A 25,777-nucleotide genomic window follows, 5' to 3' on the forward strand; every position below is an offset into this window, starting at 1 on the left:
AGGGACAATGACGGGCTCTGTGCGTTTCGTGCTCGGCGGACGGGTGGTGGAGGTGCGGGACGCCGATCCCACCACCACGGTGCTGAACTGGCTGCGCGCCAACGGGCGCCCCGGTTCCAAGGAGGGCTGCGCCGAGGGGGATTGCGGCGCCTGCACGGTGGTGCTGGGCGATCTCGCCCCGGATGGGCGCCTGCTCTACCGCGCCGTCAACGCCTGCATCCTCTTCCTGCCGATGATCGACGGCAAGCTGCTGCTGACCGTCGAGGATCTGGCCGGCGAGGACGGAGACCTGCACCCCGTCCAGGCGGCGATGGTGGACAAGCATGCCTCGCAATGCGGCTTCTGCACCCCCGGTTTCGTGATGGCGCTGTTTGCGCTCCACCACCAAGGGCGCGCTACGGACGGCAGCGGTCTGACCGATGGGGCGATTCACGACGCGCTGGCCGGCAATCTGTGCCGCTGCACCGGCTACCGCCCGATCCTCGACGCCGCCCGAACCATGATGGCGGAGCGGGCCGAAGACCGATTCGACCGGGCAGAGGAGGGGATCGCCACAGTGCTGCGCTCCATCCGGCGCGACGGGCCCCTGACCATGACCCACGGCGCCGCCAGCTTCCACGCGCCGCGGAGCGTCGATGAACTGGCCACCCTGTTCGCCGCGCATCCGAACGCCACGCTGGTGGCCGGGGCGACCGACGTGGGATTGTGGGTGACCAAGCAGGGGCGCAGCCTGCCCACTCTGATCCATCTTGCCCAGGTGCGGGAGCTTCGTCGGATCGATGAAGGGGCCGATGCGCTGGAGGTCGGCGCCGCGGCGACCTACACCGATCTGCTGCCGGTTCTGGAGCGCCGTATACCCGAGCTGGCCGCTCTGGTCACCCGCATCGGAGCGGCGCAGGTGCGCAATTCCGGGACGCTGGGTGGCAACGTCGCCAACGGCTCGCCCATCGGGGACAGCATGCCGGCCCTGCTGGCGCTGGGCGCCTCGCTGGTGCTGAACCGGAGCGGGGTGCGGCGGGAGCTGCCGCTGGATCGCTTCTACCACGGCTACCGCAAGAACGACCTGAAGCCTGGCGAGTTCGTCGAGCGCATCCGCATCCCCCTGCCGCGCGAGGGCCAGCGCTTCGCCACCTGGAAGGTGTCCAAGCGGCGGGACCAGGACATTTCCGCCGTCTGCGCCGCCTTCCTGGTGACGCTGGATGGGGAGGGGCAAGTGGCGGCGTTGCGGGCCGGCTACGGCGGCATGGCCGCGACCCCGGCCCGCGCCCCGGCGCTGGAGGCGGCGCTGGTCGGGCAGCCCTGGACGGCCGACGCCGTGGCGGCGGCCATGCCGGCGCTCGACCGCGACTTCCGGCCCATGACGGACATGCGGGCCAGCGACCGCTACCGCGCGCTGGTGGCGAAGAACCTGCTGATGCGCTTCCTTCTTCACACGACCGGGGGCGAGTTGCCCTCCTTGGAGGCCGTGCATGGCTGACGGCGGCACCATCGCCCAGAAGGAGGGCGCCATCCACCCGATCCGGGGCGGTGTCCATCGCGGCATCGAGCATGAAAGCGCCCGCAAGCATGTGATGGGCGCCGCGGCCTACACCGATGACATCCCGGAACTGCCCGGCACGCTGCACGTCGCGGTGCGGCTGTCCGAGCGGGCGCACGCGCGCATCCTGGGGATGGACCTGTCGCGGGCGAAACAGGCGCCGGGCGTTCACGCGGTCCTCACCTATGCCGACATTCCGGGGGACGGCGACATCGGCACCATCCAGCGCGGCGACCCCATCCTGGCCGACGAACTGGTCGAGTATGCCGGGCAGGCGGTGGTTGCCGTGGCGGCGGAAACGCTGTTGCAGGCCCGCGCGGCGGCCCGGCTGGTGGAGATCTACTATGAGGACCTGCCGGCGGTGCTGACCGCCGAGGCGGCGCTGGACAAGGGCAGCTTCGTCTCCCCGCCGCTGACCTTCCGGCGCGGCGACGCGGCGGCGGAGGTCGCCGGGGCGCCGCACCGCCTGACCGGAACTCTGGAGGTCGGCGGGCAGGACCATTTCTATCTGGAAGGCCACATCGCCTACGCCATCCCCAAGGAGGACGGCGACCTGCTGGTCCATTCCTCGACCCAGCACCCGGCCGAGGTCCAGCACGCCGTCGCCCAGGTGCTCGGGCGTCCGATGCACGGCATCGCCGTGGAGTGCCGGCGCATGGGCGGCGGATTCGGCGGCAAGGAAAGCCAGCCGGCGCAGATCGCCGCCATCGCCGCCCTGCTGGCGAACGCGACGAAGCGGCCCGCAAAGTTCCGTCTGGACCGCGACGACGACATGCTGATGACCGGCAAGCGCCACGACTTCTTCGTGCGCTACGACGTCGGGTTCGACGCGGAGGGGCGCATCCAGGGTTTGGAGATGGACCTCGCCGGGCGCTGCGGCATGTCGCTGGACCTGTCCAACGGCGTGGTGGACCGCGCCATGTTCCACGCCGACAACGCCTACTTCCTGCCGGCGGCGCGGGTGACCGGGCATCGCTGCAGGACGAACACGGTGTCCAACACCGCCTTCCGCGGTTTCGGCGGCCCGCAGGGCGTCATCGCCATCGAGCATGTGGTGGACGAGATCGCCCGCTCCCTCGGCAAGGACCCGCTCGACGTGCGCCGGGCCAACCTCTACGGCGGGCCGGGCCGCGACACCACCCATTACGGGATGCCGGTCGAGGAGCCGGAGATCCTGGCCGAGTTGATGGACCGGATCGAGCGGGACGGCGACTACCGCCGCCGCCGCGCGGAGGTCGACGCCTTCAACGCCCGCAGCCCGGTGCTGAAGAAGGGTCTGGCGGTGACCCCGGTGAAGTTCGGCATCTCCTTCACCGTCAAGCACCTGAACCAGGCGGCGGCGCTGGTCCATGTCTACACCGACGGCTCCATCCAGGTGAATCACGGCGGAACGGAGATGGGGCAGGGCATCCACACCAAGATGGCCCAGATCGCCGCCCAGGAATTCCAGATCGACGTGGAGCGGGTGCGGGTCACCGCCAGCGCCACCGACAAGGTGCCGAACGCCCCGCCCACCGCCGCGTCGGCCGGCACCGACCTGAATGGCATGGCGGTGCGCATCGCCGTGGGGACCATCCGCGACCGGCTGGTGGCGTTCCTCGCCCAGCACTGCCACACCACGCCGGACAAGGTGGAGTTCCGCGACAACGCCGTCTTCGCCGGCAACCACGCCATGACCTTCGCGGAGGTGGCGAAGCTGGCCTATCTGAACCGGGTGTCGCTGTCCTCCACCGGCCATTACGCCACGCCGAAGATTTGGTGGGACCGCGAGAAATGCGAGGGGCGGCCCTTCTTCTACTTCTCCTGCGGCGTCGCGGTGACCGAGGCGCTGATCGACACGCTGACCGGCGAATACAGCTTCCCCCGCGCCGACGTGCTGCACGACTGCTCGGGCAGCATCAACCCGGCCATCGACCTCGGGCAGGTGGAGGGCGCCTTCGTCCAGGGGCTGGGCTGGGTCACGTCGGAGGAGCTGTGGTGGGACGGCGAGGGACGCTTGCGCACTCACGCGCCCAGCACCTACAAGATCCCGACCTCGCGCTCGCTGCCGGAGGATTTCCGGGTGGCGCTCTACACCGACCGCCCCAACCGGGAGGACACGGTGTTCCGCTCCAAGGCGATCGGTGAGCCGCCGCTGATGCTCGGCATCTCGGCGTGGCTGGCGCTGAAGGACGCCGTCGCGGCGGTGGGCGGCCACCGGCTGCCCGTGCGCCTCGACGCGCCCGCGACGCCGGAGCGCGTGCTGCTGTCGGTCGAGGATGTGAAGGCCCGGGATATCAAGGCAAGGATGGGTTCCGCTGGTGGCTGACGCGTTGATGAAGAAGGTCGCCGTCCACGGTGCGGCGACGGTGCGATTCGAGCATCGCCATGGGGCCACGCGCCTCGCCACGCTCTACCACCACGACCCGCTGCGGGTGCTGCTGCCCGACCCGCGGGCGGGAGACCTGCCCATCGCGGTGCTGGTCACCACCTCCGGCGGGCTGGTCGGCGGCGACCGGTTGGACGTCGCCCTGTCGGCGGGGCCGGGGGCGGCGGCGCTGGTGACGACGCAGGCGGCGGAGAAGGTCTACCGCTCCGCCGGGCCGGACTGCCGCATCGACACCCGCGTGACCGTGGAGGCCGGCGGCTGGCTGGAATGGATGCCGCAGGAGGCCATCGTCTTCGAGGGCTCCCGCCTGCGCCGCCTGACCCGGCTGGAACTGGAAGCGGACGCCCGACTGATCGCCGGGGAGATGCTGGTCTTCGGGCGCGCCGCCTTCGGCGAGACGGTCACCCGCGGCCTCGTCCGCGACGCTTGGGAGGTGGTGCGCGACGGACGGTTGGCCTGGGCCGACGCCCTGCACATGGACGGCGACCTCGCCGAGACGCTGGCCCACCCGGCTGGCTTCGGCGGAGCCGGGGCCTGCGCCACGCTGCTCTACGCCGCCACCGACGCTGGAAGCCGGCTGGAGGCGCTGCGCGAGGCGGCGGAGGGGCTGGAGGGCGTGCGGGTCGGCGCCACGGCTTTCGACGGGCTGCTGGTCGTCCGCATCCTGGGCGGCGAGGCGCGGTCGGTGCGTGGCGCCTACGCGGCGCTGTGGTCGCATTTGCGCTCGGCGGCGGCGGGGCTGCCGGTCAGATTGCCGCGGCTTTGGGAGGTCTGACCCCCCTTGTCAAAGGGGGATTGCCGGCGTAGCTCCCGTCCCATGCGATTCACCATCGTCACCTACGGTTCCCAGGGCGACATCCGTCCTTACGTCGCTCTTGGAAAGGGCCTGCGGGCCGCCGGGCATTCCGTCGCCTTTCCCGCCGACCGCGAGTTCCGCGGCCTGATCGAACGGCATGGTCTGGACTACAGCCCGCTGTCCGGCGACCTGCGCGCCGTGACCGGCAGCCGGGAGGCGGACGGGCTGTTCCGCGACGGCATCAACCCCGTCAAGATGATGCGGGCGCTTCTCCGTCTCGGCCAGGACCACGCGCAGGACTGGATGCGGGAATATTGGGAGGCGGCGTGGGGAAGCGACGCGATCATCGCCTCCGGCCTCGCCTTCTACGCGGGCGTGGCGGTGGCGGAGAAGCTGGGCGTTCCGGTCGTCGGGACGGCGTTGCAGCCGATGGCGCCGACGCGGGCCTTCCCGCCGCCGATGATGCCGCCCCGGCGTCTTCCGGGCGTGGTGAACTACGCCCTGCATCTGGCGATGATGCAGCTCGTCTGGCAGACCTTCCGGGCGCCGACCAACCGGGCGCGGCGCGCGGTGTTGGGTCTGAAGCCCTCCTTCATCGGGCCGGGACCGTTGCTGATGACGGCGAAATGGCCGATGCCCTACGCCTTCTCGACCCATGCGCTGCCGCGGCCAGACGACTGGCCGGACTTCATCCGGGCGACCGGCTTCTGGTTCCTGGACGAGGCCGACGCCTACACGCCGCCGCCCGACCTCCTGTCCTTTCTGGAGGGCGGCCCGCCGCCGGTCTATGTCGGATTCGGCAGCATGGCCGGGTTCGATCCCGCCGAGACGACGCGGCTGGTCGTCGAGGCTCTGAACGGGCGGCGCGCCGTGCTCTCCGCCGGGTGGGGCGGGATCGACCGGTCGGCCTTGCCGGAGACGGTCCATGGCCTGGAGTCGGCGCCGCACGATTGGTTGTTTCCGCGCGTGTCCGCCGTCGTCCATCACGGCGGCGCCGGCACCACGGCGGCGGGACTGCGCGCGGGCGTTCCGGCGGTGGTGATCCCCTTCATGGGCGACCAGCCCTTCTGGGGCGCCCGGCTTCACGATCTCGGCGTCGCGCCGCCGCCGATTCCCCGCCGGACGTTGACCGCCGACGGGCTCGCCCGCGCCATCGAGGCGACCGGCGATCCGGGCATGCGCAGCCGGGCCGCGGCGCTCGGTGCCCGCATCCGGGCCGAGGATGGTGTCGGAAACGCGGTGCGATTCATCGAAGAGGGATTGGCGCACCGCAGCAACGTGGCATAATCCCGCCAACCCAATGGGAAGGCGGAGAGACAGCCCCATGAACCTGACACCGCGCGAGAAGGACAAGCTTCTCGTGGCCATGGCCGCCATGGTGGCGCGCCGCCGGCTGGAGCGTGGCGTGAAGCTGAACCATCCCGAGGCGGTGGCCCTCATCACTGATTATGTGGTGGAGGGCGCGCGCGACGGACGGACTGTGGCCGAGCTGATGCGCGACGGCGCGACGGTGATCACCCGCGATCAGGTGATGGACGGCATCCCGGAGATGATCCACGAGATCCAGGTCGAGGCCACCTTCCCCGACGGCACCAAGCTCGTCACCGTCCACCAGCCGATTCGCTAAGGGGAGCCCCGATGAAACCCGGTGAAATCATCCCCGCCGCGGGCGAGATCGAACTCAACGCCGGCCGCGACACGGTGGAGCTGGACGTCGCCAACGCCGGCGACCGCCCGATCCAGGTCGGCTCGCACTACCACTTCGCCGAGACGAACGGGGCGCTGACCTTCGACCGCGAACAGGCGCGCGGCTTCCGGCTGGACATCCCCGCCGGGACGGCGGTGCGCTTCGAGCCGGGCCAGACGCGGCGCGTGCGGCTGGTCGCCTACGCCGGCAACCGCGTGGTCATCGGCTTCAACGGCAAGGTCAACGGCAGCCTGTAAAGGGCGCCAGCGGAGGGCATCAGACAATGGCGCATCGCATCGACCGGGCCGAATACGCGGCTCTCTACGGCCCCACCGTGGGCGACCGTGTCCGGCTGGCCGACACCGACCTGATCGTGGAGGTCGAGAAGGACCACACCGTCTATGGCGAGGAGGTCAAGTTCGGCGGCGGCAAGGTGATCCGCGACGGCATGGGGCAGGCCCAGACCTCGCGCCAGGGCGGCGCCGTGGACACTGTCATCACCAACGCGCTGATCATCGACCACTGGGGCATCGTCAAGGCCGACATCGGCATCATCGGCGGGCGCATCGCCGGCATCGGCAAGGCCGGCAATCCGGACGTCCAACCGGGCGTGACCATCGTCGTCGGGCCGGGGACCGAGGTCATCGCCGGTGAGGGCAAGATCGTCACCGCCGGCGGCATCGACGCCCACATCCACTTCATCTGCCCGCAGCAGGTGGACGAGGCGCTGAACAGCGGCGTCACCACCATGCTGGGCGGCGGCACCGGCCCGGCGGCGGGCACGTCGGCCACCACCTGCACGCCGGGGCCGTGGCACATGGCCCGGATGCTCCAGGCGGCGGAAGGGTTGCCGATCAACCTCGGCTTCTTCGGCAAGGGCAACGCCAGCCGTCCTGACGCGCTGCTGGAGCAGATCGCGGCCGGCGCCTGCGGCATGAAGCTGCACGAGGACTGGGGCACCACCCCGGCGGCCATCGACACCTGCCTGACGGTGGCGGAGGAGACGGACATCCAGGTGGCGATCCACACCGACACGCTGAACGAGTCGGGCTTCGTGGAGAACACCATCGCCGCCTTCAAGGGCCGCAACATCCACGCCTTCCACACCGAGGGGGCGGGCGGCGGCCACGCGCCGGACATCATCAAGGTGGCGGGCCTGCCCAACGTGCTGCCCAGTTCCACCAACCCGACGCGGCCCTTCACGGTGAACACGGTGGACGAGCATCTCGACATGCTCATGGTCTGCCACCACCTGTCGCCCCGCATCCCGGAGGACGTGGCTTTCGCCGAGAGCCGCATCCGGCGCGAGACCATCGCGGCGGAGGACATCCTGCACGACCTCGGCGTCTTCTCAATGCTGAGTTCGGACAGCCAGGCCATGGGCCGGGTCGGCGAGGTGATCATCCGCACCTGGCAGACCGCGCACAAGATGAAGGTCCAGCGCGGGCGCCTGGCCGAGGAGACGGGCGAGAACGACAACTTCCGCGTCAAGCGCTACGTCGCCAAATACACCATCAACCCGGCCCTGTCGCACGGCATCGCCCATGTCGTGGGCTCGGTCGAGGTGGGCAAGCTGGCCGATCTGGTGGTCTGGTCGCCGGCCTTCTTCGGCGTGAAGCCCGACATGGTGCTGAAGGCCGGGACCATCGCGGCGGCGCTGATGGGCGACCCCAACGCTTCCATCCCGACGCCGCAGCCGGTGCATTACCGCCCGATGTTCGGCGCCTACGGCCGCGCGATGCAGGCCAGCTCCCTGACCTTTGTCAGCAAGCTGTCGCTGGAGAACGAGGCGCTGCGCTCGCTCGGCCTGCGGCGCGAGCTGGTCGCGGTGACGGGGGTGCGGGCCGTCGGCAAGAAGCAGATGATCCACAACGATTCCACACCCCACATCGAGGTCGATCCGGAAACCTACGAGGTGCGCGCCGACGGCCAGCTCCTGACCTGCGAGCCGGCGGACGTGCTGCCCATGGCGCAGCGGTACTTCCTGTTCTGAGGCGAGAATGGAACATTTCCCTCTCCCGACCCGGGAGAGGGTGCCCGCGAAGCGGGCGGGTGAGGGTCGTTCGAGGATCAGGGCGCCGATCCTTGTCGGCACCCTCACCCTCCCACCGCTTCGCGGTGGGTCCCTCCCTCTCCCGGGGCGGGAGAGGGAATTCGAGGCAGAGGGTGAAGCGTTCGTGATTGGTGTTTTCGATTCCGGGCATGGCGGTCTGACGGTGCTGCGCGCGCTGGTGGCCGCCGCTCCCGGGCGTCCCTTCGTCTATCTCGGCGACCATGCCGCCGCTCCCTATGGTCCGCGCAGCGAGGAGGACATCTACCGCCTGACGGTCCAGGGGGTGGAGCGGCTGTTCGCCCAGGGCTGCGGGCTGGTCGTCCTGGCCTGCAACACGGCGGCGGCGGTGGCGCTGCGGCGGATGCAGCAGACGTGGCTGCCCGTGGTCCACCCGGGACGCAACGTGCTGGGTGTCCTGGTGCCGATGGTCGAGGCGATCACCCGCGTGCCCTGGATGCAGGATGGCCCCGCCGCCGACTGGCGTCCGGAGCCGCGGACGGTCGGCGTCTTCGCCACCCCCGCCACCGTCGCGTCGGGCTCCTTCCCGCGCGAGATCGGCAAGCGGGCGCCCGACGTGCGGGTGGTGCAGCAGGCCTGCCCGGACCTCGTCCCGCTGATCGAGCGGGGGGCGGGGGATGCGGAGCTGGCTCCGGCGGTGCGCGGCTATGTGCGGGCGCTGCTGGAGCAGCTCGGCGGCCAACCGCTGGACGCGGCGGTGCTCGGCTGCACCCATTACCCGCTGGTGGCGCATCTGTTCGCGGAGGCGCTGCCGCCGGGCGTGGAGGTGCTGTGCCAGCCCAGTCTGGTCGCCCGGTCGCTGGACAACTACCTGGAGCGCCACCCCGAATACGCCCCAGCCCCGTCCGCTGGCGAGGCGGCAGGCGCCCTTCGTTTCTTCACCACGGGAGCGGCGGAACCGGTCGGCGCCCTCGCGGGACGTTTCTTCGGCCGGCCCACACCCTTCGAACGGCTTTCTCCATGACCGACACGCTCCGCCGCGCCACCCGAGTCCACGCCCGCGGCCATTGGCCGGCCGAGCGCGAGGCCGGCACGGTGACCCTCGCCTTCGACGACCGCCATCGGCGGCGCATGGTGATGACGGACGATGCGGGGTCCGACTTCCTGCTGGACCTGCCGCGCGCGGTCGCGCTCGACCATGGCGACGGGCTGGAACTGGGCGACGGCGCTTACCTGCGCGTGGTCGCCGCCGACGAGGAGCTGATGGAGGTGCGCTGCGGCGGCGGGACGGAGGGCTTTGCCCGCATCGCTTGGCACCTCGGCAACCGCCACCTGCCGGTGCAGATCGTCGGCGAGACCATCCGCCTGCGCCGCGACCATGTGATCGAGGACATGCTGAAGGGGCTGGGGGCCAACGTCGCCGCCATCCACGCGCCCTTCGCGCCGGAGGGCGGGGCGTACTCGGGGCAGGGGCATGGCCACTCGCACGGGCACGGCCATGAGCATGGGCATGACCACGACCACGACCACGATCATGGTCATTCGCATTCCCATGGGCACTCCCATTCCCATGGGCATTCCCATGGGCATTCGCATGACTGAGGGCGCTTGCCCCCTCCCTAACCCTCCCCCGCTTCGCGAGGGAGGGGATCTGGCCCTCCCCTGCGCAGCGGGGGAGGGAGGGACCCGCGCAGCGGGGGGGTGGGGGCCCGTCTCGGCCACCCACCTCACCAAGCTCCTCGCCTGGCTGTCGCCGTCCTTCCCGGTCGGCGGCTTCTCCTACAGCCATGGCATCGAGGCGGCGGTGGAGCAGGGCCTCGTCCGCGACCGCGACACGCTGGCGCGCTGGATGGACGGCATCCTGCGCCACGGCGCGGGGCGCACCGACGGCATGCTCTTCGTGGCCGCCCACCGCGCCGTTCTGGCCGGCGACGAGGAGAGCTTCGCCTGGGCGGTCGAACGCGCCGACGCCATGCGCGCCTCCTCCGAAACCGCGCTGGAGAGCCGCGCGCAGGGGCAGGCCTTCCTCATCGCCGTGCGCGCCGCCTGGCCGCTGGAGGGGATGGAGCGCTGGGACCGGGTGATCGCCGACAGCGGCCGCCCGGTCGCCTACGCCGTCGCCGTGGCGCTGGCCGCCGCGCTGATCGGCGTGCCGGAGGGGCCGGCGCTGTCGGCCTACCTGCACGCCTTCGCCGCCAACCTCGTCTCCGCCGGGGTGCGGCTGGTGCCGCTGGGGCAGACGGACGGGCAGAAGGCCCTGGCGGCGCTCGATTCCGTGGTGCACTCTGCGGCGGAGGCCGCGCTGGCCGCCCCGCTCGACGACCTGGGCAGCCGCGCCATGGCCGTCGATTGGACCTCCATGATCCACGAAACCCAATACACGAGGTTGTTCCGCTCATGACCGCCCCGATTTCCAAGAGCCATGGTGGCCCCCTGCGCGTGGGCATCGGCGGGCCGGTCGGCTCCGGCAAAACGGCGCTGACCGACGCGCTGTGCAAGCGCATGCGCGACGACTGGGAGGTCGCGGCGATCACCAACGACATCTACACCAAGGAGGACGCCGAGTTCCTCACCCGCTCGGGCGCGCTGAAGCCGGACCGGATCATGGGGGTGGAGACCGGCGGCTGCCCGCACACGGCGATCCGCGAGGATGCCTCGATCAACCTCGCCGCCGTCGACGAGATGAATCGCAAGTTCCCGAACCTCGACCTGATCTTCGTCGAATCGGGCGGCGACAATCTGGCGGCCACTTTCTCGCCGGAACTGGCCGACCTGACCATCTACGTCATCGACGTGTCGGCGGGCGACAAGATCCCGCGCAAGGGCGGGCCGGGCATCACCCGGTCGGACCTGCTGGTCATCAACAAGATCGACCTCGCCCCGCTGGTCGGCGCGAGCCTGGAGGTGATGGACCGCGACGCGAAGAAGATGCGCGGCGACCGGCCCTTCGTCTTCACCAACATCAAGACGGGGCAGGGGGTGGACGCGGTCCAATCCTTCATCGTTCAGCGGGGCGGGTTGCCGCTTCCGGGCTGACCGCTTCGCGGAAGAAGCATTCACGGAACCTCCGTCTTGGCCGTGCTGTTTTCCACGCGTGAGAAGCACACGCACGGAAACCAAGCCGGAGGCACCGACGATGAAACGCCTGCTCCTCAGCGCCGCCATGATCGCGGGGGCGCTCGGGCCTTGGCCGGCTCTCGCCGAGACCTGCCCGGAGGGGGTGAACCGGCTGGGCCAGCGCATCGGCGCGCTGGAGGCCGCCGGCAACCAGACTCCCGCCTCCATCAGCCCGCAGGAGATCGGCCAGCTCCGCGCCCTGCGCCAGACCGCCGAGCGCGCTGGGCAGCGGGGCGGCGAGCCGGCCTGCCAGACCATCCTGAGCGAGGCCGACGCGTTGCTGCGCTCGGTCGAGCACCCGCGCGTGGTCGCCGCCGACGACTTGGCCAAGGCCAAGCTGCACAACGCCAGCGGCGAGGAGATGGGCTCCATTTCCGAACTGGTGGTCGATCCGAACACCGGGCGCGTCGCCTACGCCGTGGTCGAGGCCGGCGGTTTCCTCGGTCTGGGCGAGCGCAACTTCCCGGTTCCATGGGCATTGGTCCAGCCGGCGCAAGGAGGGGCGGCGCAGTCCGGTGACGGCTATGTCCTCAACGTCACCAAGGACCGGCTGACCGCGGCGCCGCAGTTCACCCGCTCCAACCGTCCGGACATGTCGGACCGGCAATGGGCGGTGGCGCTGCACACCTATTACGGGGTCCAGCCCTATTGGATGCGCGACGGTGCGGCCCTCGCCGCGGTTGGTATGCCGGAGGGCGGTGCCGCGGGTTCGCCGCAGCTCCAATCGGAGGTGCAGCGGCTGTCGCAGGAAGTCGACCGGCTGAACCGCGAGCTGTCGCAAGCCCGCACGCTGGCCGATACCGCCCGCAAGCCAGACGGGGCGGCGCAACCGGGCTCGTCCGGTTCGACCGGCGCCACGCCGGCGCCGGGCCAGGGCGGATCCACGCCGCCCACCCCGCAGCAGTGACCATAGAAAAAGATCGAGGAGAGCAGCGATGGCGATGACGAGCCAACAGGGCATGGGCAGCCGCGACGCGGCCCTGCCGGACGATCTCGAACGCATGATCAACGTCGGGCACACCGAACGCTTGGTCTCGCTGGTTGGCGGCGGGCTTCTCGCCGTGCTCGGGCTGCGCCGTCCGACCGTCGCCGGGGCGGCGTTGGCGCTGGCCGGTGGTGCCCTGGTCGCCCGCGGGTTGACCGGTTACTGCCCGGCCAAGGCGTTGATGGAGGACTGGGGCGGCCAAGACAGGGCGAGGGGCACCCCCGCCGAGGATGTGGATCAGGGCATCCATCGTTATTCCCGCCATCCCGGAGACATCTACGACGATGCCGACGAGAAGGAGAAGGTGGACGAGGCGTCGATGGAGTCCTTCCCGGCCAGCGATCCGCCGTCCTTCACGCCCGGAGCCGTTTGATCGTCTCCAGCCCTGTGAAAAGGCCCCTCCGGATGGTGGGGCCTTTGTCTTTGTTGCGGTCCTTTCCATGAATACGCAAGAAAGGGGTATGGAGCGCTGCCACGGACTTCGCGTCTTCGCTGTGTGAAGGCTGTGTTACGGATAAACAAAGCGATAATGTCGGTTATATTGCGACTTTAACAAGTTGCCTATGACCTTCGATTGCATTATGGTGCGTTGCACAATTCGAGTGATCCGATCTGGCGCACTCTGAATCCGGCCACCTTGCAATCCGGGAAAGCCAGCCCATGACCACGATCATCCCCGCCGCCGCCACCCTTGAAGGCAAGAAGGGCCTCGTGCTCGGCATCGCCAACGATCAGTCGATCGCGTGGGGCTGCGCCCGCGCCTTCCGCGCGCTGGGCGCGGATCTCGCGGTCAGCTACCTCAACGACAAGGCGAAGCGCTTCGTCGAGCCGCTGGCCCAGCAGCTCGAAGCGGAGATCTTCGAACCGGTGGACGTCACCGGCGAAGGTGAGCTGAAGGCCATCTTCGAGAAGATCGAGCAGAAGTGGGGCAAGCTGGACTTCGCGCTGCACTCCATCGCCTTCGCCCCGAAGGACGATCTGCACGGCCGCGTCGTCGATTGCTCCCGCGAGGGCTTCCAGATGGCGATGGACGTGTCCTGCCACTCCTTCATCCGGATGGCCCGCTACGCGGAGCCGCTGATGAAGGACGGCGGTTCGCTGTTCACCATGTCCTATTTCGGCGCCAACCGCGTGATCGACAATTACGGCGTCATGGGGCCGGTGAAGGCCGCGCTGGAGGCCAGCGTGCGCTATCTGGCGGCGGAGTTGGGCCCGAAGGGCATCCGCGTGCACGCCATTTCCCCGGGTCCGATCAAGACCCGCGCCGCCTCCGGCATCGCCCATTTCGACGAGCTGATGGAGAAGGCCGCGGAACGCGCGCCGGAACAGCGCCTCGTCACCATCGAAGAGGTCGGCTACACCACCGCCTTCCTGGCGACGGACGGTGCCAAGGGCATCACCGGCAGCACCACCTATGTGGATTGCGGCTATTCGATCGTCGGCTGACCGAGCGGTCGTTCGCGGATAAGTTGGGGCGGCCGATCATCGCCTCTTCTTGATAAAGTCGATGGAAAGGCAAGGGAAACATGGTGTTTCCCCTGCCTTTCTGCGTCTTTGTTTTGGTGCGGCAAAATGCCATGTGACGATCGTATGCGTTCGTTTTGTAGAAAATGCGCCCATAATGCAGGCAAAGGCCGCCGGTTCGGAGTCGGCGGTAACAAGGGGCGCGGCGTTTGGAATTTACGGTTTCTTGACGGATTGCGCACCTTCATCTTCAGTTGCGCAGATGCGGCGCGCTTCCCTTCAATGCGGTGGCTTTCGGCGGAATTGCCCGGTGGCCGCGGAAGACAGGGTGCGGAGGGTTCATGGGTGTCATTACGTGGAGGCGGCAGCTCAGCGTCGGCCAGCCGTCCATCGATGAAGATCACAAGCACCTGATCGAGTATCTGAATGAACTGGACGCGGCGCTGAATTCGCGCAGCTTCATGCCCGTGCGTGTCGCCAAGATCCTCATGAAGCTTCTGGAATACACCCAGCAGCACTTCGCCCGCGAAGAAAAGATCATGCAGGCCGTGCATTACCCGAAGTTCGAGGAGCATGTCCGCCAGCATCACGAGGCGGTGCGGACCTTGAGCGAATTGTCCGCGGTCTTCACGCGGGACCCGACCCACCAGAACGCCGAGCGGATCTACACCTTCACGGCCAATTGGCTGGTTCACCACATCATCATGCAGGACACGCAATTGACGCCCTATGTGCGGGGCGTCTGGGTCTGAGAGCCGAACGGGCCGTTACAGGAAGGCGCTGCGCCGACGTCCGGCGGCGTTCTCCCACGCCCATTCGACGACGAGGCTCAGCAACCGCTCCAGGGTCGGGCGCACCTGACGCGCCGACTCCTCGCGGAAGCCAAAGGGGGCTTCCTCGTCCATGTAGGTGACTTGCGACAGTTCGAGCTGGATGGCGTGGATGTTGTCGGCGGGATTGCCGTAACGGCGGGTGATGAAGCCACCCTTGAAGCGCCCGTTCTGCGCCGACGAAAAGCGCCCGGTCGCGGTGAGCACGTTCATCACGCGGCCGACTAGGGCCGGCGAGGCGCTGGTCCCTTCGACCGTGCCCAGGTTGAAGTCTTGGATCTGTCCGTCGAAGAAACGCGGAACACGCGACCGGATGGAATGGGCGTCGAACAGCACCGCCACGCCGAAGCGTTCCTTCAGCGCCTGAAGCTCGCCGTCGAGCCGCTCGTGATAGGGGCGCCAATAGGCACCGATCCGTCGCCGCATCTCCGCCGCATCCGGTTCCTGCCCCGGCTGATAGACCGGCTGGTGATCGAAGGTGGTGAGGGGACAGAGTTCGGTGTTGCCGGCGCCGGGGTCGGCAGCGGCGCCGTCGGGATCGCGGTTCAGGTCGATCACGTAGCGCGAAACGATGGGCCTCAGGAAGCCGATGCCCAGCGCCGGGGCGAAGTGATAGAGGCGGTCGAGATGCCAGTCGGTGTCCGGCACCGCCAGGGCAGCGTCGGTCATGGTGGCCGCGATGTCCGGCGGCACGACGGTGCCGACATGCGGGATGCTGAGCAGGACGGGGGTCTCCCCCGGCTGGAAGCGGAACGTCTCCATGCCAACACCCTTGGTTTCCTGGCCCCACCCATCAGGCCATTCGTGCAACAACGGTTTGATGCGCCGCAGCATAAACGGAACTATGCGGCGCAACCGGCATGGCGGTCAAACCCTATTGCGTATTTGTTATAAAGGCTTCAACGCGTTGTGGCAGCCGAAGCCGCCGCAACCGCCTTCACATCTGTCGCCGGCTCACGCTTCCAGGTCGCCTTCGCTTTCCTCCGCCACATGGTCGACCATGTCCGACAGGACGCGCCGGATGTGCTCGTCGGTGATCAGATAGAAGACCCGGTTGCCGCGCCGTTCCGCCTGGATCAGCCGCCCTGCCCGCAGCAGACGGAGGTGATGGCTGACCAGCGACGGCGACAGGCCCAGCGCCGCCGCCATGTCGCCGACCGAGGTCGAGGTGTCCAGGCAGGCCAGGATGATGCGCAGCCGGCTGGGGTCGCTCATCAGGCGGAACATGTCGGCCAGTTCGGTGGTCTGGTCTTCGGACAGGCGGAGATGCGCCGGCTTGTCCTTCGGTGCTGCCCCTTTTTGCATGCCGCGTTGATTCCCGCTCGTTAGGTTTTTATCGGTGGTTGCCGCTCTTACAAAGTATAGGTCAGCGGCCGCGTCAATCCCATAGGTCGGCGAAGCAGCGTCCGAAGTCGCCGGGCGGCGGCATCTTACGTATGGCCTATCGCTCGCCTGTTGACCTTCGGCGAAGGCTCGGAAACAATTCGGCCACAAGCACGACGGTCCAGGATAAGGCCGCACAGGACGCCTTCAACGGTCGAATAAATGATCGAATGAACGGTCGAACGACCGACCGAAACGGTCAGGATCGAGGGGGAGGACCGCCATGACGTCGCGCCGACAGGTTCTGCTGCCGCTCGCGCTGGCCCCGGTGGCCGGCTGGGCGATCTGGGCCACCAACGCCAGCGAACCCACGCATCCCGCCGGACCCTTCCATCTGTCGTTGGATGACACCACGGCCCTGTGGCGGGATCTGGTCCAGGTCCGCATGGAGGGACCGGCCGCCAACCCGGTCTTTCCGACCCGTGTCAAGGCGTTGGAGGGAAAGCTGGTGACGGTGCGCGGCTTCATGGTGCCGCTGGGCGACGCGCCGTCCCACAACCGCTTCATCCTCGCCGCCAATCCCATTTCCTGCCCGGCCTGCCATCGGCCCAGCCCCTCCACCATGCTGTATGTCCACAGCCAAATCCCGGTCCGCGAATCGCAGGCCCCGGTGCTGATTACCGGCACGTTGCGGCTGAACCCTTTGGAGGGGTTGTTCTATCGTCTCGATCGCGCGGAGCTTCGCTACGCCTGATCGTTGCTCGCCAGATAAGGAATTCCCTTTTCCGGTGCGCCGTGGGATGTTGACGCCGGATCGACTCGAACAGGTTGCGGGGAGCGGGTGGCCGGACGGGATGTGGCGCTGTGGCGTGCCGCCGGGCTGTCGCTGGCTTTGGTCCTCTATGGTCTGCTGAGCGCGCCGGCACCGGCGGAGATCCGCTTGGTCGAAGCGGCCATCGGCGCGCTGCTGGCTTTGGGCGTCGGACTGCTGCATCCCCTGTCGGTGGCGACCGGCCACACGCTGCTGGAACGCGAAATGCCGCCGTGGGAATTGCCCGCGGTGCTGGCTCTGGCGGTGTTGCTGTGGTGTCCGCTGATGCGCGGCGTTTGGCTCGGCTGGGCGCCGGGCGACATGGTGCGCGACGTGGTCCCACTTCTTTATCTGTTCCTTCCCGTGCTCTTGGTGCCGACGCTGCGCGCCGCTCCCGACCGGGCGGTGGGGCTGCTGACGGTCGGCATGGCGGTGGCCGGGGTTGGATTCGCGCTGCGTTGGTGGAAGCAGGCGGAATGGGGATTCGGCGCCGTCGGTATCCGGGCGATGGCGGATGGCGGTGTTTACCTGCTGAACGCGCCATCGGTCCTGTTCGCCGCAATCGGTTTGCCGGCCTTCGGAGTTGGGATGCTGGCGCGCGGTGGCTGGCTGCGGCGCGTCACTGGAGTGGTCGCGATTGTGGGCGGTTTGCTGTGTCTGGCGGCGCTCGCCGGGGCGGTGCACCGCATGGCGCTGGGGCTTGCCGTCATGGCCTTCGCCGCCCTGGGGCTGTGGTGGCTACGCCGGGCGCCGTTGGCCGGGCTCGGGGTAGGGGTGGCCGCGCTGCTGCTGGTGGCGCTGTTTCCCGAGTCGCTGTTCGGCGCCTTGGGACAGGTGGCCGAGAAAACCCGGCTGGCCGGTGCGAACACCCGGTGGGAGGAGGCGGAGGCTGCGCTCGGGCAGACCCTGTCCTCCCCGGCCGCTTTCCTGTTCGGGCAGGGATGGGGGGCGCTCCTCGCCAACCCGGCGGTGGGCGGCTGGCGCGTGTCCTACACCCACACGCTCGTGACCTACGCACTTGCCAAGACCGGGGTGGTCGGCCTGTGCGCCCTGATCGCCTATTTCGGCGGTCTCGCTCCACGCGCGGTGGCTCTGTTCCGCACCGATCCCGCGCTCGGCTGGGCGGTGGTGGCGCCGCTGCTGATGGCGCTCGGCCTGCACACGAGTTTCAAGTACCTCGACACCGGTCTCTTGCTGACCTTGGCGGTGCTGGCGGCGGAACGCGGGAAGCGGTTGCCGACACACTGATGGAAATGCATACTTATGCGTGTCAATCCATCTTTGAGATCTTTCCCTCGTGGATTCACCGTCCATCCTGTTCGTAAACCGTGTGTTTCCTCCGGACAAGGGGGCGACCGGGCGTTGCGTGTCCGACTTGGCGGAGCGCATGGCGGCGATGGGGTGGCGGGTCACCGTCGTGGCGGACGGGTGCGGACCCAGCGACGCACCGCCCGGCGTCACCGTCCGCCGCACGGGTGGGGAGAACCCGCGGGATGCGGGAGCGGCGCACAGAGACGCGCGTCTGACCGCCCGCGGCTATCTTGCAGCCGCGTTTCGGCTGATACAGCGGACGCTGCGCCTGCCGCGGCATGACGTCGTGGTGACCATGACCGATCCGCCGCTGCTGGCTTGCGCGGGGCCACTGATCGCGGCCCGCCATGGCGCGGCGTCCATTCATTGGAGCCAGGATGTGTTTCCGGCGTTGCTGCCGGTGCTCGGCATCCGCATGCCGGAACCGCTGAGGTGGATGACGGAGCGGGCGAGCGTTCGGGCGCTTCGCCGCCAGGACGCGGTGGTGGCCATCGGGCGCTGCATGGCCGGGCGGCTGGCGGCGGCAGGTGTGCCGGCGGAACGGATCACCATCCTCCCAAACTGGCCCGATCCGCGCATCCGCCCGGTGCCGCGCGCGGACAACCCCTTCCGGCTGGAGCATGGGCTGGGCGACCGCTTCACTGTGGCCTATTCCGGAAACATGGGGCTGGCCCACCCGATGGACGCCGTGCTGGACGCGGCGACGCTGCTGGCGCGCAGTGATCCCGCCGTCGCGATTCTGCTGATCGGTGAGGGGCGCCGCCGGGCCGCCGTGGCGGAGGCGGTGGAGCGGCGCGGGCTGGCGAACGTTCGGCTGCTGCCGCTCCAGCCCCCGGAGCGGTTGGCCGAGAGCCTGTCAGCCGCGGATCTGCATCTGGCGACCATGGACCCGCGGGCAGAGGGGCTGCTGGTGCCCAGCAAGGTGGCCGGCGCGCTGGCAACCGGCCGGCCGTGCCTGTTCCTGGGGCCGGCGGGCAGCGACGCGGCGGCCATGCTCGATGGCTGCGGGCAAAGGCTGGCGTCCGATGACGCGGCGGGATTGGCCGCTGCGGTTCGCCGCTACGCCCACGATCCGGCTCTGTGCGCGGCACAGGGGGCGCGGGCGCTGTCCGTTGCATCGGCTTGGGACGCGGCGGCGGCGGCACGGCGCTTCGCGGCGCTGGCGGACGGACTGCGCCAAACGAGGCTGCGCGGCGCCGCCATTCTGCCGGGGCGGAGACTGCCGCATGCCTGATGGAATGCGGTTGGGCCGCTCCCCGTTGGAGGCCGAAGCGGCGGAGTCGGGCCGACGGCTGCGGCGCTTCGTGTGGACGATGCGGGAGGGCTGGCCGATCCTGCTCATCGGGACGGCGCTGGGCATCGTGGCGTCGGTGACCGCCTTGCGGCTGGTCGTGCCGCAATACACCGCGGTGATGGTGATCGGGCCGACCGCCCGCGTCGGTGCGGCGGCCATGGGCGCGCGGCTGCCCGTGCTGATCGGCCGGGAAGCCGCTGCCGCCGCGTCGGAACCCGGTCCGGGGGACGAAATCCTCTCGGATTTCGCGCGCTACCTCCAGCTTTTCACCTCCATCCCGGTGGCGGAGCGGATGATGGCCGATCCGGTGCTGCTGCGCGGGCTGTTTCCGGACCGTTGGGACGAGGAGACGGGAGGCTGGCGCCCCGCGCCCGGCCCCGTGGCGTCCGTCAGGCGGCTGTTCCTCGCGCTCGTCGGCCGGTCGGACTGGGTCGAGCCCGACGCCGAGCGGGTGGCGAGCGCGCTTCGGGACCGGTTGACCGTCGACATGGTGGGCAGCGGACCGATGCGGCGGCTGCGGCTGCGCCATCCCGATCGCGTCATGGCGCTGCGGATTTTGTCCGCCGCCGCCCAGGCGACCGACGCCCATCTGCGGGCGGAGGCGTCCAGGCGCAGCGCCGCGCAGATCGCCCATGTCCGCGCCCGTCTGGCCGGAATCACCGTGGCGGAGCACCGTCGTGCCCTTGCCGACCTGCTGTCGGAGCAGGAGCGCATCGCCATGATGATCGAGGTCGATCTGCCGCTGGCGGCGGACGCCATCGAACCACCCGCTGCGGCCCAGCGCGCGGACTGGCCGAATCCCCTGACGGTGGTTCCAATGGCGGCGCTGGTTGGGCTGGTGACCGGAGCGATCGTCGTCAGCCTGCGGCGCCTGTGGCGCGCGGGTGGGGAGGCGGCTCCGTGATCCCCGTATCGGTCGTGGTGATGACCCGCAACGAGGCGGTCAATCTCCCTCACTGTCTGCCAGCGCTCGACCGTTTCGCCGAACGCTTCGTGGTGGACAGCGGCAGCACCGACGGGACGCTGGCCATCGCCGAGGCGGCGCGCGCGCGGGTGGTGCCCTTCGAGTGGGACGGACGGTACCCGAAGAAGAAGCAATGGTGCCTGGACCACCTGCCGTTTCATCAGGATTGGGTCCTGTTCCTCGACGCGGACGAGCGGCTCAGCGGTGCTCTGGTGGAAGAGATCGCCGCGGTGATGGCCACGGGCCCGCGGCATGCCGGCTACTTCATCGACGGCCGTCCGGTGTTTCTCGGCCGGCGCCTGCGCTTCGGCGCGGGCAACCGGAAACTCGCCCTGTTCGACCGCCGGAAGGCGCACTTCCCGTTGGTACCCGATCTGGATGTCGCCACCATGTGGGAGGTGGAGGGGCATTACCAGCCGGTGATCGCCGGCACGGTCGGACGGCTTCGGCACAGCCTGGACCATGCCGACGACAAGCCGGTTGCGGCCTGGTTCGAACGGCATGCCCGTTACGCCGATTGGGAAGCGGCGCTGCGTTCGGATGAGCGGATGACGGAGTTGATCGCACGGGACTCCGGGTCGCGGCGGTGGCTGAAGATGTGGTTCAACCGGTTGCCGGCCCGTCCGCTCCTGGTATTCCTGTATGGATATGTTTTGCGGCTGGGCTTCCTGGACGGCGGTCCGGGGTTCCAACATGCGTTGGCGCGGGCGTTTTACTACTGGCAGATCGGCATGAAGATCGCGGACGCGAGACGGCGGGCCGTGTCACCCGCGTCCACCCATGACTGAGGATCGGACGGCGGTGCCGTGCCTTACACCGCCTCGTCCAGGGCGCGTTCGCCGCCCAGCGCTTTCAGAAGGTCGAACGTCCGCTTGCGCACGGAGGGGTCTTCGATGCGGTAGTAGGCCCGCACCAGTTCCAAAGTCTCGCGGCGGGCCATCGATTCGAATTCTTCCGTTTCAGACGGCGGAACGTCGGGCGACGGAGTGGCGATGTGCTCCGGCGACGGCATGTCCTCAAAGAAATAGCTGACCGGGACGCCCAGGACCTGCGACAGGTTGAACAGCCGGCTGGCGCTGATGCGGTTGGACCCACGCTCGTACTTCTGGAGCTGCTGGAAGGTTATGCCCACCGCCTCGCCCAGTTTCTCCTGGCTCAGGCCGAGCAGGGTGCGGCGCAGGCGCAACCGGGCGCCGACATGGATGTCGATCGGGTTGGGTCCCTCGCCACGGCGTGACAGCGTGTGAGCGGGTGATAGCTTGGATTTCGTGGCGCTCATAATAGACCCTCAGTATGGAGGTGGCGCGCGCCACCAGGGAAATTGGTTAGTTCAGAAAGTAAATTCTATGCAACTTTTCGTGCGCATCAATAGCTAGATGCGTGAAACAGTCGTCAAAGCTTATGAAAGAAATGATTGTTCATTTGATGAGAAACGATATTTCGCGTAGAGCCATGGAATTTTCTGGCGCAGGGTAAGGGCAAGCCATTGTAATCCCCACAATGTTGCGTTGGCCGTGCGGCCGAGCCCGAGCAGCTCGCGGCGGATGATCGCCTGCTCCCGGCGCCCGCGCGCCGGGTCCTGCTGCGACCGTCCACCGGCGGCGAAAATGCAAACCGAAAGTGGCAGGCGGTGCGCCGGGAGCCCTTGCTTGAGGACCGTCAGGGTGAACGCATAATCGGCGGCCAGCCCATGACGCAGATCGAACCGGAGGCCGGACGACTCGACCAGACGGTAGACCATGGCCTGGTGATGCGTGAACATGCCCAGCACGGCGCGGCGGTGCGACCGTGCCCGCTTCACGACCAGACGCCCGCCGGGAAGCTCCTCCAACGCGTCCCCGTAGAACAGACCGGTGTCCGGACGCTCGCCCAGGATGGGAAGAAGCCGCTCCAGAACCCGGTCGTCGGCCATCCGGTCGCCGGCGTTGAGGAACAGGACATGGCTGCAGGGTGGCCTGCAGGAGAACGACCGTTCGGCGATGGCGTCCAGGGCGAGGTTCATGGCGTCGTACAGGCCGCGGTCGGGCGACGAGCGCCACCAGGCCACCTCGTTCTGGTGGCAAGCCAGCCAGGCGGCCGTCCCGTCGCTGGAGCCCCCATCCGCCACGAACCAGTCGTAGGATGCCAGGGTCTGGGCGCGCAGACTGGCATGGGTGGCGAGCAGGCCGGGCAGGTCGTCGCGGACCACGGTGACCACGGCCAGCCGGACCATTCCCGCTTCAACCGTCACTCGGAGATCACCGCGATGGCCGCCGCCGAGATGGCGAGCTGGCCGAGGATGGTGCCGATGTTCTTGGAGAATTCCATCAGATCGAACGGCTTCGGGTCGCGCGGCACCACGATGGAGGAGCCGGGCGGGATCGCCGTCATCGTGTGGTTCCAGGAGGAGAGTGACAGCGGCTGCGCCCGCCCGTCCGGCAGAACCAGGAAGATGCGGGCATCGTCGGCGTTGCGGCTCGCTCCCCCCGCCTCCCGCAGATAGGCGTCGGCGGTCTTTCCGCTGACAAACTGCGCGGCGGTCGGATGAAGCACCTCGCCGGTCACGGTGACGGTGAGGGGGCGTTTCGGGACGATGATGCGGTCGTCCGGCTCCAGCAGCACGTCCAGTTCGGGCCGCCGGCGAAGCACCTGTGGGTCGGCCTCGACGACGATGCGGCCCAGCGGTTCGGCACCGCGCAATTGAGTCGCGAGTTGCCGGGCCAGCCCGACCACGTCCGAGCGTGCGGCTTCGCCCTTCTCGACCTCCTGCACCATCCAGCGTTCCAGGTCGCGGGCCTGCTGGTCGAACCAGGCGCGCTCGCGCTTGCGCTCGCTGTCGCGCAGGAAGCTGGTCCCCGCGGGATAGGCTTCCTCCGTCAGGCCGCCGGCCCGGTCGATCAGCGAGGAGAGCGTCTCGCCGCGCGCCACGTCGTAGCTGCCGGGGCGGCGCACCGCGCCGGAGATGGTGACCGCCCGCGCCTCCAGTGCTTGTGGTGACGGGTTGATGCGCAGGCTGTCGCCCGGATGCAGCGCCGTCCGTGCCGACGCTCCGTCGCGCAGGTCCAGGCGGCGGCGCTGGCCGGTGGCGGTGGTGATCTCCAGGCTGGCGGGATCGGCGGTCGCGGCCGGGCCGCCGGCGGTCGCCAGAAGGGCCTCGACGGTCGCCGCCTCCGCCACGGGATAGGCGCCGGGGGTTCGCACGGCGCCACGCACCTGCACGCCGCGTTCCCGCACCAGCGCTGTGACGTCGATGGGCAGCGGTGGTTGAGCGTCGGCGGGTTGCGCTTCTGGTTTGCCGTCCTTGTCCGGATGATTGGTCAGCGAACGGATCTCGGCGATGGAGAGCAGCCGCACCCGATCACCGTCGGCGAGCGCGCGGTTCGCCTGTCCGGAGGCCACCTCCTGCGGAGAGAAGGGGATCAGGCGGCGGGCGAGGGTGCGGCGGTCGAAGCGCTCGATGACCCCCAGCAGGGGATAGACATCCCGTTTCAGGGCGTCGCCGCCGGTCAGCGCGTCGCGCAGCGTGGCGCCTCCGGCAAGGGGGCGGACGCCGGGACGGCGGGCATGGCCGGTCAACTCATAGACGGGGGCGTCCGGCTCCAGAATGGCCCCGGCCGCCGCCGGACGGCGTGGTGATGCGCCGCCAACCGAGGGCGTGTCGTAGTACGCGCCGGACTCCGGACCTCCGGCGGCGAGCGCCAACTCCGCCGCGCTGCCCCGTCCCACGGAGGGATAGAAGCCGGGGCGGGGCACCCCTCCCATCAACAGGGCGGAATGCTCCAAGGCGAAGACGAGCAGGTCGGGAACGGCTTGGAACAGGTGCGGGCAGGGCGTGCGTCCACCGGTCAGTCCCGCCGCCGCCCGTGCCTGAGGACCGCTGGCCAGCGGACCGTCGGGTTGGGCGGTTAGTGCGCGGGCCAGCACGACCAGTCCGCGGCACGCGTCCGGAGCCGGCTCGCGTGCACCGCGCAGCAGCTCCAGAACCGGTTCGGAGGTCAGGAAATCCACGTCCTCCGCTCCCAGCACGTAGAGGGTGTCGCTCTCGGCCAGAGGGCGGCGGTCGCGGCCGCTGAGCACAGCCCCCAGATCGATCGGCTGGAGAACGCGCGCTCGGCTGCCCGGACGGGTCGAGGCCAGCACGGCAAAGGGGAGATAGGGCGCCGGCCCCAGATCCGCCGTCGAAACCAGGGCCGCGATGGTCGGGGTCCGCTCCAGCGCCCGCGGACCGGGACGCAGAACATGGCCGTCCAGACGCAGGTCGCCGCGCCGGTCCTCGCGGCGTGGCGCCAGCATCAGCAGGTCGCCGTCGGCCAACTGGGTCGCATCCGCGTCGGACAGCTCCTCCGCCCGCTCCTCGCCGTTCGGGCCGATGGCGTAGCGGAGCACCCGATGCGCGCCGGGCCGCAGGAGGCCACCGGCCATCTCCCGCGCCATGGCGACCGGCAGGCGGTCCTGGCCGGGAGGAAGCTCATAGACGCCGGGCCGCTTCAGCGGACCGGCCAACGCCACGGTGGGGCCAAGCGGCGGCACGAAGACGCGGTCGCCATCGCGCAGGCGGAGGCCGGCATTCGCGCCGTCTCCCGTCATGAACAGGTCGTACAGGTCGATGGGCAGCCCGCTGGATGGGGCGCCTCCCGCGGCCTGGGCGTGGAACAGGCGGATGCGGCGCAACGACCCGGCGCGGGTGATACCGCCCGCGGCGGTCAGCGCGTCGATCAGCGTGGCGAAGGCGCCCACCTCTTGCCGGCCCGGACGCACCACGGCGCCAGTCACCAGCACGCCGATCCGCCGGATTTCGGTCACCGAGACGTACACCTCGGTGTCGGGAAAGGAAGCGGTCACGGCGCTGGCCAATTGGGCGCGCAATTCCGCCAGGGTCAGACCCTGCGCCACGACGGGGCGGACGTCATCCGCGGTGAGCAACCCCGCCGCGTCGATGACGTGGCGCTTGCTGGAGGATTTCTGCCCGCGAAGGGTCACAAGAAGCTCGTCGCCCGGACCCAGCGTGTAGTCCGCCTGCACGCCGCCCGATCCGTCGCGCCGCCGCGGCTCCTCTCCGAACTGGTCGTAGCCGAACTGGAGAAGAACCGAGCCCGCCCGCTCGCTGTAGGCGGCCTCGATCGGCGACAGAGCCTCCGGAAGCGGGGCGGGTTTCGCTTGAGGCGGCGTCCCCGGAGCGCGGGCATGAAGCGCCGGGGACGTGGGCTCCGCAGCCGATACGGCGAGCCCCCAGACGATCAGCGCCGCCAACGGCACCAAAAGGGTGAAAATTCTGCGCAATGAGTCACACATGAATTGTG

The 25,777-nt window shown here is 69.3% G+C and carries 25 protein-coding genes; 20 read left to right on the plus strand and 5 right to left on the minus strand.

Features of this window, described 5'->3' with window-relative positions; translation table 11 throughout:
* Positions 1-7: 7 nt before the first annotated feature.
* From xdhA to H0B54_RS22425, 15 genes are all read left to right on the plus strand, one after another.
* Positions 8-1,477: a xanthine dehydrogenase small subunit gene (gene xdhA, locus H0B54_RS22355; protein WP_188262157.1), complete on the plus strand. Its 1,470-nt coding sequence runs from the start codon at positions 8-10 to the stop codon at positions 1,475-1,477.
* Positions 1,470-3,845, plus strand: a complete 2,376-nt coding sequence (xdhB, locus tag H0B54_RS22360) for a xanthine dehydrogenase molybdopterin binding subunit (RefSeq protein ID WP_188262158.1) — start codon at positions 1,470-1,472, stop codon at positions 3,843-3,845. Before xdhA ends, xdhB begins: the two co-directional genes overlap by 8 nt.
* Entirely contained in the window at positions 3,838-4,680 is an 843-nt protein-coding gene (locus tag H0B54_RS22365; protein ID WP_343069003.1) for an urease accessory protein UreD, read from the plus strand. The genes xdhB and H0B54_RS22365 overlap by 8 nt, the downstream gene beginning before the upstream one ends.
* Before the next feature lie 42 nt (positions 4,681-4,722).
* Positions 4,723-5,988: a glycosyltransferase gene (locus tag H0B54_RS22370; RefSeq protein ID WP_188262159.1), complete on the plus strand. Its 1,266-nt coding sequence runs from the start codon at positions 4,723-4,725 to the stop codon at positions 5,986-5,988.
* Between the two features lie 37 nt (positions 5,989-6,025).
* Positions 6,026-6,328 (plus strand): urease subunit gamma, encoded by a 303-nt coding sequence (locus H0B54_RS22375; protein ID WP_014240308.1) that lies wholly within the window; start codon positions 6,026-6,028, stop codon positions 6,326-6,328.
* An 11-nt stretch (positions 6,329-6,339) separates the two neighbouring features.
* On the plus strand, positions 6,340-6,645 hold the full coding sequence (locus H0B54_RS22380; RefSeq protein ID WP_114859129.1) for an urease subunit beta: 306 nt from the start codon (positions 6,340-6,342) through the stop codon (positions 6,643-6,645).
* Positions 6,646-6,671: 26 nt separating this feature from the next.
* On the plus strand, positions 6,672-8,381 hold the full coding sequence (gene ureC / locus H0B54_RS22385) for an urease subunit alpha (protein ID WP_188262160.1): 1,710 nt from the start codon (positions 6,672-6,674) through the stop codon (positions 8,379-8,381).
* A 184-nt stretch (positions 8,382-8,565) separates the two neighbouring features.
* Positions 8,566-9,423, plus strand: a complete 858-nt coding sequence (gene murI, locus H0B54_RS22390; protein WP_188262161.1) for a glutamate racemase — start codon at positions 8,566-8,568, stop codon at positions 9,421-9,423.
* Positions 9,420-10,001 carry an urease accessory protein UreE gene (locus tag H0B54_RS22395; protein WP_188262162.1) on the plus strand — a complete coding sequence of 194 codons (582 nt, stop codon included), beginning with the start codon at positions 9,420-9,422 and terminating at the stop codon, positions 9,999-10,001. Before murI ends, H0B54_RS22395 begins: the two co-directional genes overlap by 4 nt.
* The gene (locus tag H0B54_RS22400) at positions 9,910-10,800 is read left to right on the plus strand and encodes an urease accessory protein UreF (RefSeq protein ID WP_343069005.1); all 891 of its coding nucleotides are present in this window, start codon (positions 9,910-9,912) and stop codon (positions 10,798-10,800) included. Before H0B54_RS22395 ends, H0B54_RS22400 begins: the two co-directional genes overlap by 92 nt.
* Positions 10,797-11,435 carry an urease accessory protein UreG gene (gene ureG, locus H0B54_RS22405; protein WP_014240314.1) on the plus strand — a complete coding sequence of 213 codons (639 nt, stop codon included), beginning with the start codon at positions 10,797-10,799 and terminating at the stop codon, positions 11,433-11,435. The genes H0B54_RS22400 and ureG overlap by 4 nt, the downstream gene beginning before the upstream one ends.
* 100 nt (positions 11,436-11,535) lie before the next feature.
* The gene (locus H0B54_RS22410; RefSeq protein ID WP_188262163.1) at positions 11,536-12,423 is read left to right on the plus strand and encodes a PRC-barrel domain-containing protein; all 888 of its coding nucleotides are present in this window, start codon (positions 11,536-11,538) and stop codon (positions 12,421-12,423) included.
* A gap of 28 nt (positions 12,424-12,451) precedes the next feature.
* On the plus strand, positions 12,452-12,874 hold the full coding sequence (locus tag H0B54_RS22415; RefSeq protein WP_188262164.1) for a YgaP-like transmembrane domain: 423 nt from the start codon (positions 12,452-12,454) through the stop codon (positions 12,872-12,874).
* Between the two features lie 287 nt (positions 12,875-13,161).
* Positions 13,162-13,947, plus strand: coding sequence for an enoyl-ACP reductase FabI (gene fabI / locus H0B54_RS22420; protein ID WP_014240318.1), 786 nt, complete (start codon positions 13,162-13,164; stop codon positions 13,945-13,947).
* 359 nt (positions 13,948-14,306) lie between these two features.
* Positions 14,307-14,717 carry a bacteriohemerythrin gene (locus tag H0B54_RS22425; protein WP_038528038.1) on the plus strand — a complete coding sequence of 137 codons (411 nt, stop codon included), beginning with the start codon at positions 14,307-14,309 and terminating at the stop codon, positions 14,715-14,717.
* Positions 14,718-14,732: 15 nt separating this feature from the next.
* On the opposite strand, the gene hutG is transcribed toward H0B54_RS22425, so the two are convergent.
* Together hutG and H0B54_RS22435 are read right to left on the minus strand one after the other, a co-directional pair.
* The gene (gene hutG, locus H0B54_RS22430; protein WP_188262165.1) at positions 14,733-15,557 is read right to left on the minus strand and encodes an N-formylglutamate deformylase; all 825 of its coding nucleotides are present in this window, start codon (positions 15,555-15,557) and stop codon (positions 14,733-14,735) included.
* Between the two features lie 192 nt (positions 15,558-15,749).
* Positions 15,750-16,100, minus strand: a complete 351-nt coding sequence (locus H0B54_RS22435) for an ArsR/SmtB family transcription factor (RefSeq protein ID WP_094306285.1) — start codon at positions 16,098-16,100, stop codon at positions 15,750-15,752.
* A 301-nt stretch (positions 16,101-16,401) separates the two neighbouring features.
* Between H0B54_RS22435 and H0B54_RS22440 the strand changes: the two genes are divergently transcribed.
* The 5 genes from H0B54_RS22440 (at position 16,402) to H0B54_RS22460 (ending at position 21,286) form a co-directional block, all read left to right on the plus strand.
* Positions 16,402-16,872: a DUF3299 domain-containing protein gene (locus H0B54_RS22440; RefSeq protein ID WP_188262166.1), complete on the plus strand. Its 471-nt coding sequence runs from the start codon at positions 16,402-16,404 to the stop codon at positions 16,870-16,872.
* A gap of 87 nt (positions 16,873-16,959) precedes the next feature.
* Complete coding sequence (locus H0B54_RS22445; RefSeq protein WP_343069006.1) at positions 16,960-18,177, plus strand: hypothetical protein; 1,218 nt, start codon at positions 16,960-16,962, stop codon at positions 18,175-18,177.
* Between the two features lie 49 nt (positions 18,178-18,226).
* Positions 18,227-19,474, plus strand: a complete 1,248-nt coding sequence (locus H0B54_RS22450; RefSeq protein WP_188262167.1) for a glycosyltransferase — start codon at positions 18,227-18,229, stop codon at positions 19,472-19,474.
* Entirely contained in the window at positions 19,467-20,438 is a 972-nt protein-coding gene (locus tag H0B54_RS22455) for a GumC domain-containing protein (protein ID WP_246472689.1), read from the plus strand. The genes H0B54_RS22450 and H0B54_RS22455 overlap by 8 nt, the downstream gene beginning before the upstream one ends.
* Complete coding sequence (locus H0B54_RS22460) at positions 20,435-21,286, plus strand: glycosyltransferase (RefSeq protein ID WP_188262168.1); 852 nt, start codon at positions 20,435-20,437, stop codon at positions 21,284-21,286. The genes H0B54_RS22455 and H0B54_RS22460 overlap by 4 nt, the downstream gene beginning before the upstream one ends.
* Positions 21,287-21,309: 23 nt before the next feature.
* On the opposite strand, the gene H0B54_RS22465 is transcribed toward H0B54_RS22460, so the two are convergent.
* The 3 genes from H0B54_RS22465 to H0B54_RS22475 all read right to left on the minus strand — a co-directional run bounded on the left by H0B54_RS22465 (position 21,310) and on the right by H0B54_RS22475 (position 25,733).
* A complete protein-coding gene (locus tag H0B54_RS22465; RefSeq protein ID WP_188262169.1) occupies positions 21,310-21,777 on the minus strand; it encodes a helix-turn-helix domain-containing protein in 468 nt (155 codons plus the stop codon).
* Positions 21,778-21,897: 120 nt separating this feature from the next.
* Positions 21,898-22,728, minus strand: coding sequence for a glycosyltransferase (locus H0B54_RS22470; RefSeq protein WP_188262170.1), 831 nt, complete (start codon positions 22,726-22,728; stop codon positions 21,898-21,900).
* Complete coding sequence (locus H0B54_RS22475) at positions 22,725-25,733, minus strand: SLBB domain-containing protein (RefSeq protein WP_343069009.1); 3,009 nt, start codon at positions 25,731-25,733, stop codon at positions 22,725-22,727. Before H0B54_RS22475 ends, H0B54_RS22470 begins: the two co-directional genes overlap by 4 nt.
* Positions 25,734-25,777: the final 44 nt, after the last annotated feature.

The organism is Azospirillum tabaci (genome assembly GCF_014596085.1).
Classification (GTDB): Bacteria; Pseudomonadota; Alphaproteobacteria; order Azospirillales; family Azospirillaceae; genus Azospirillum; species Azospirillum tabaci.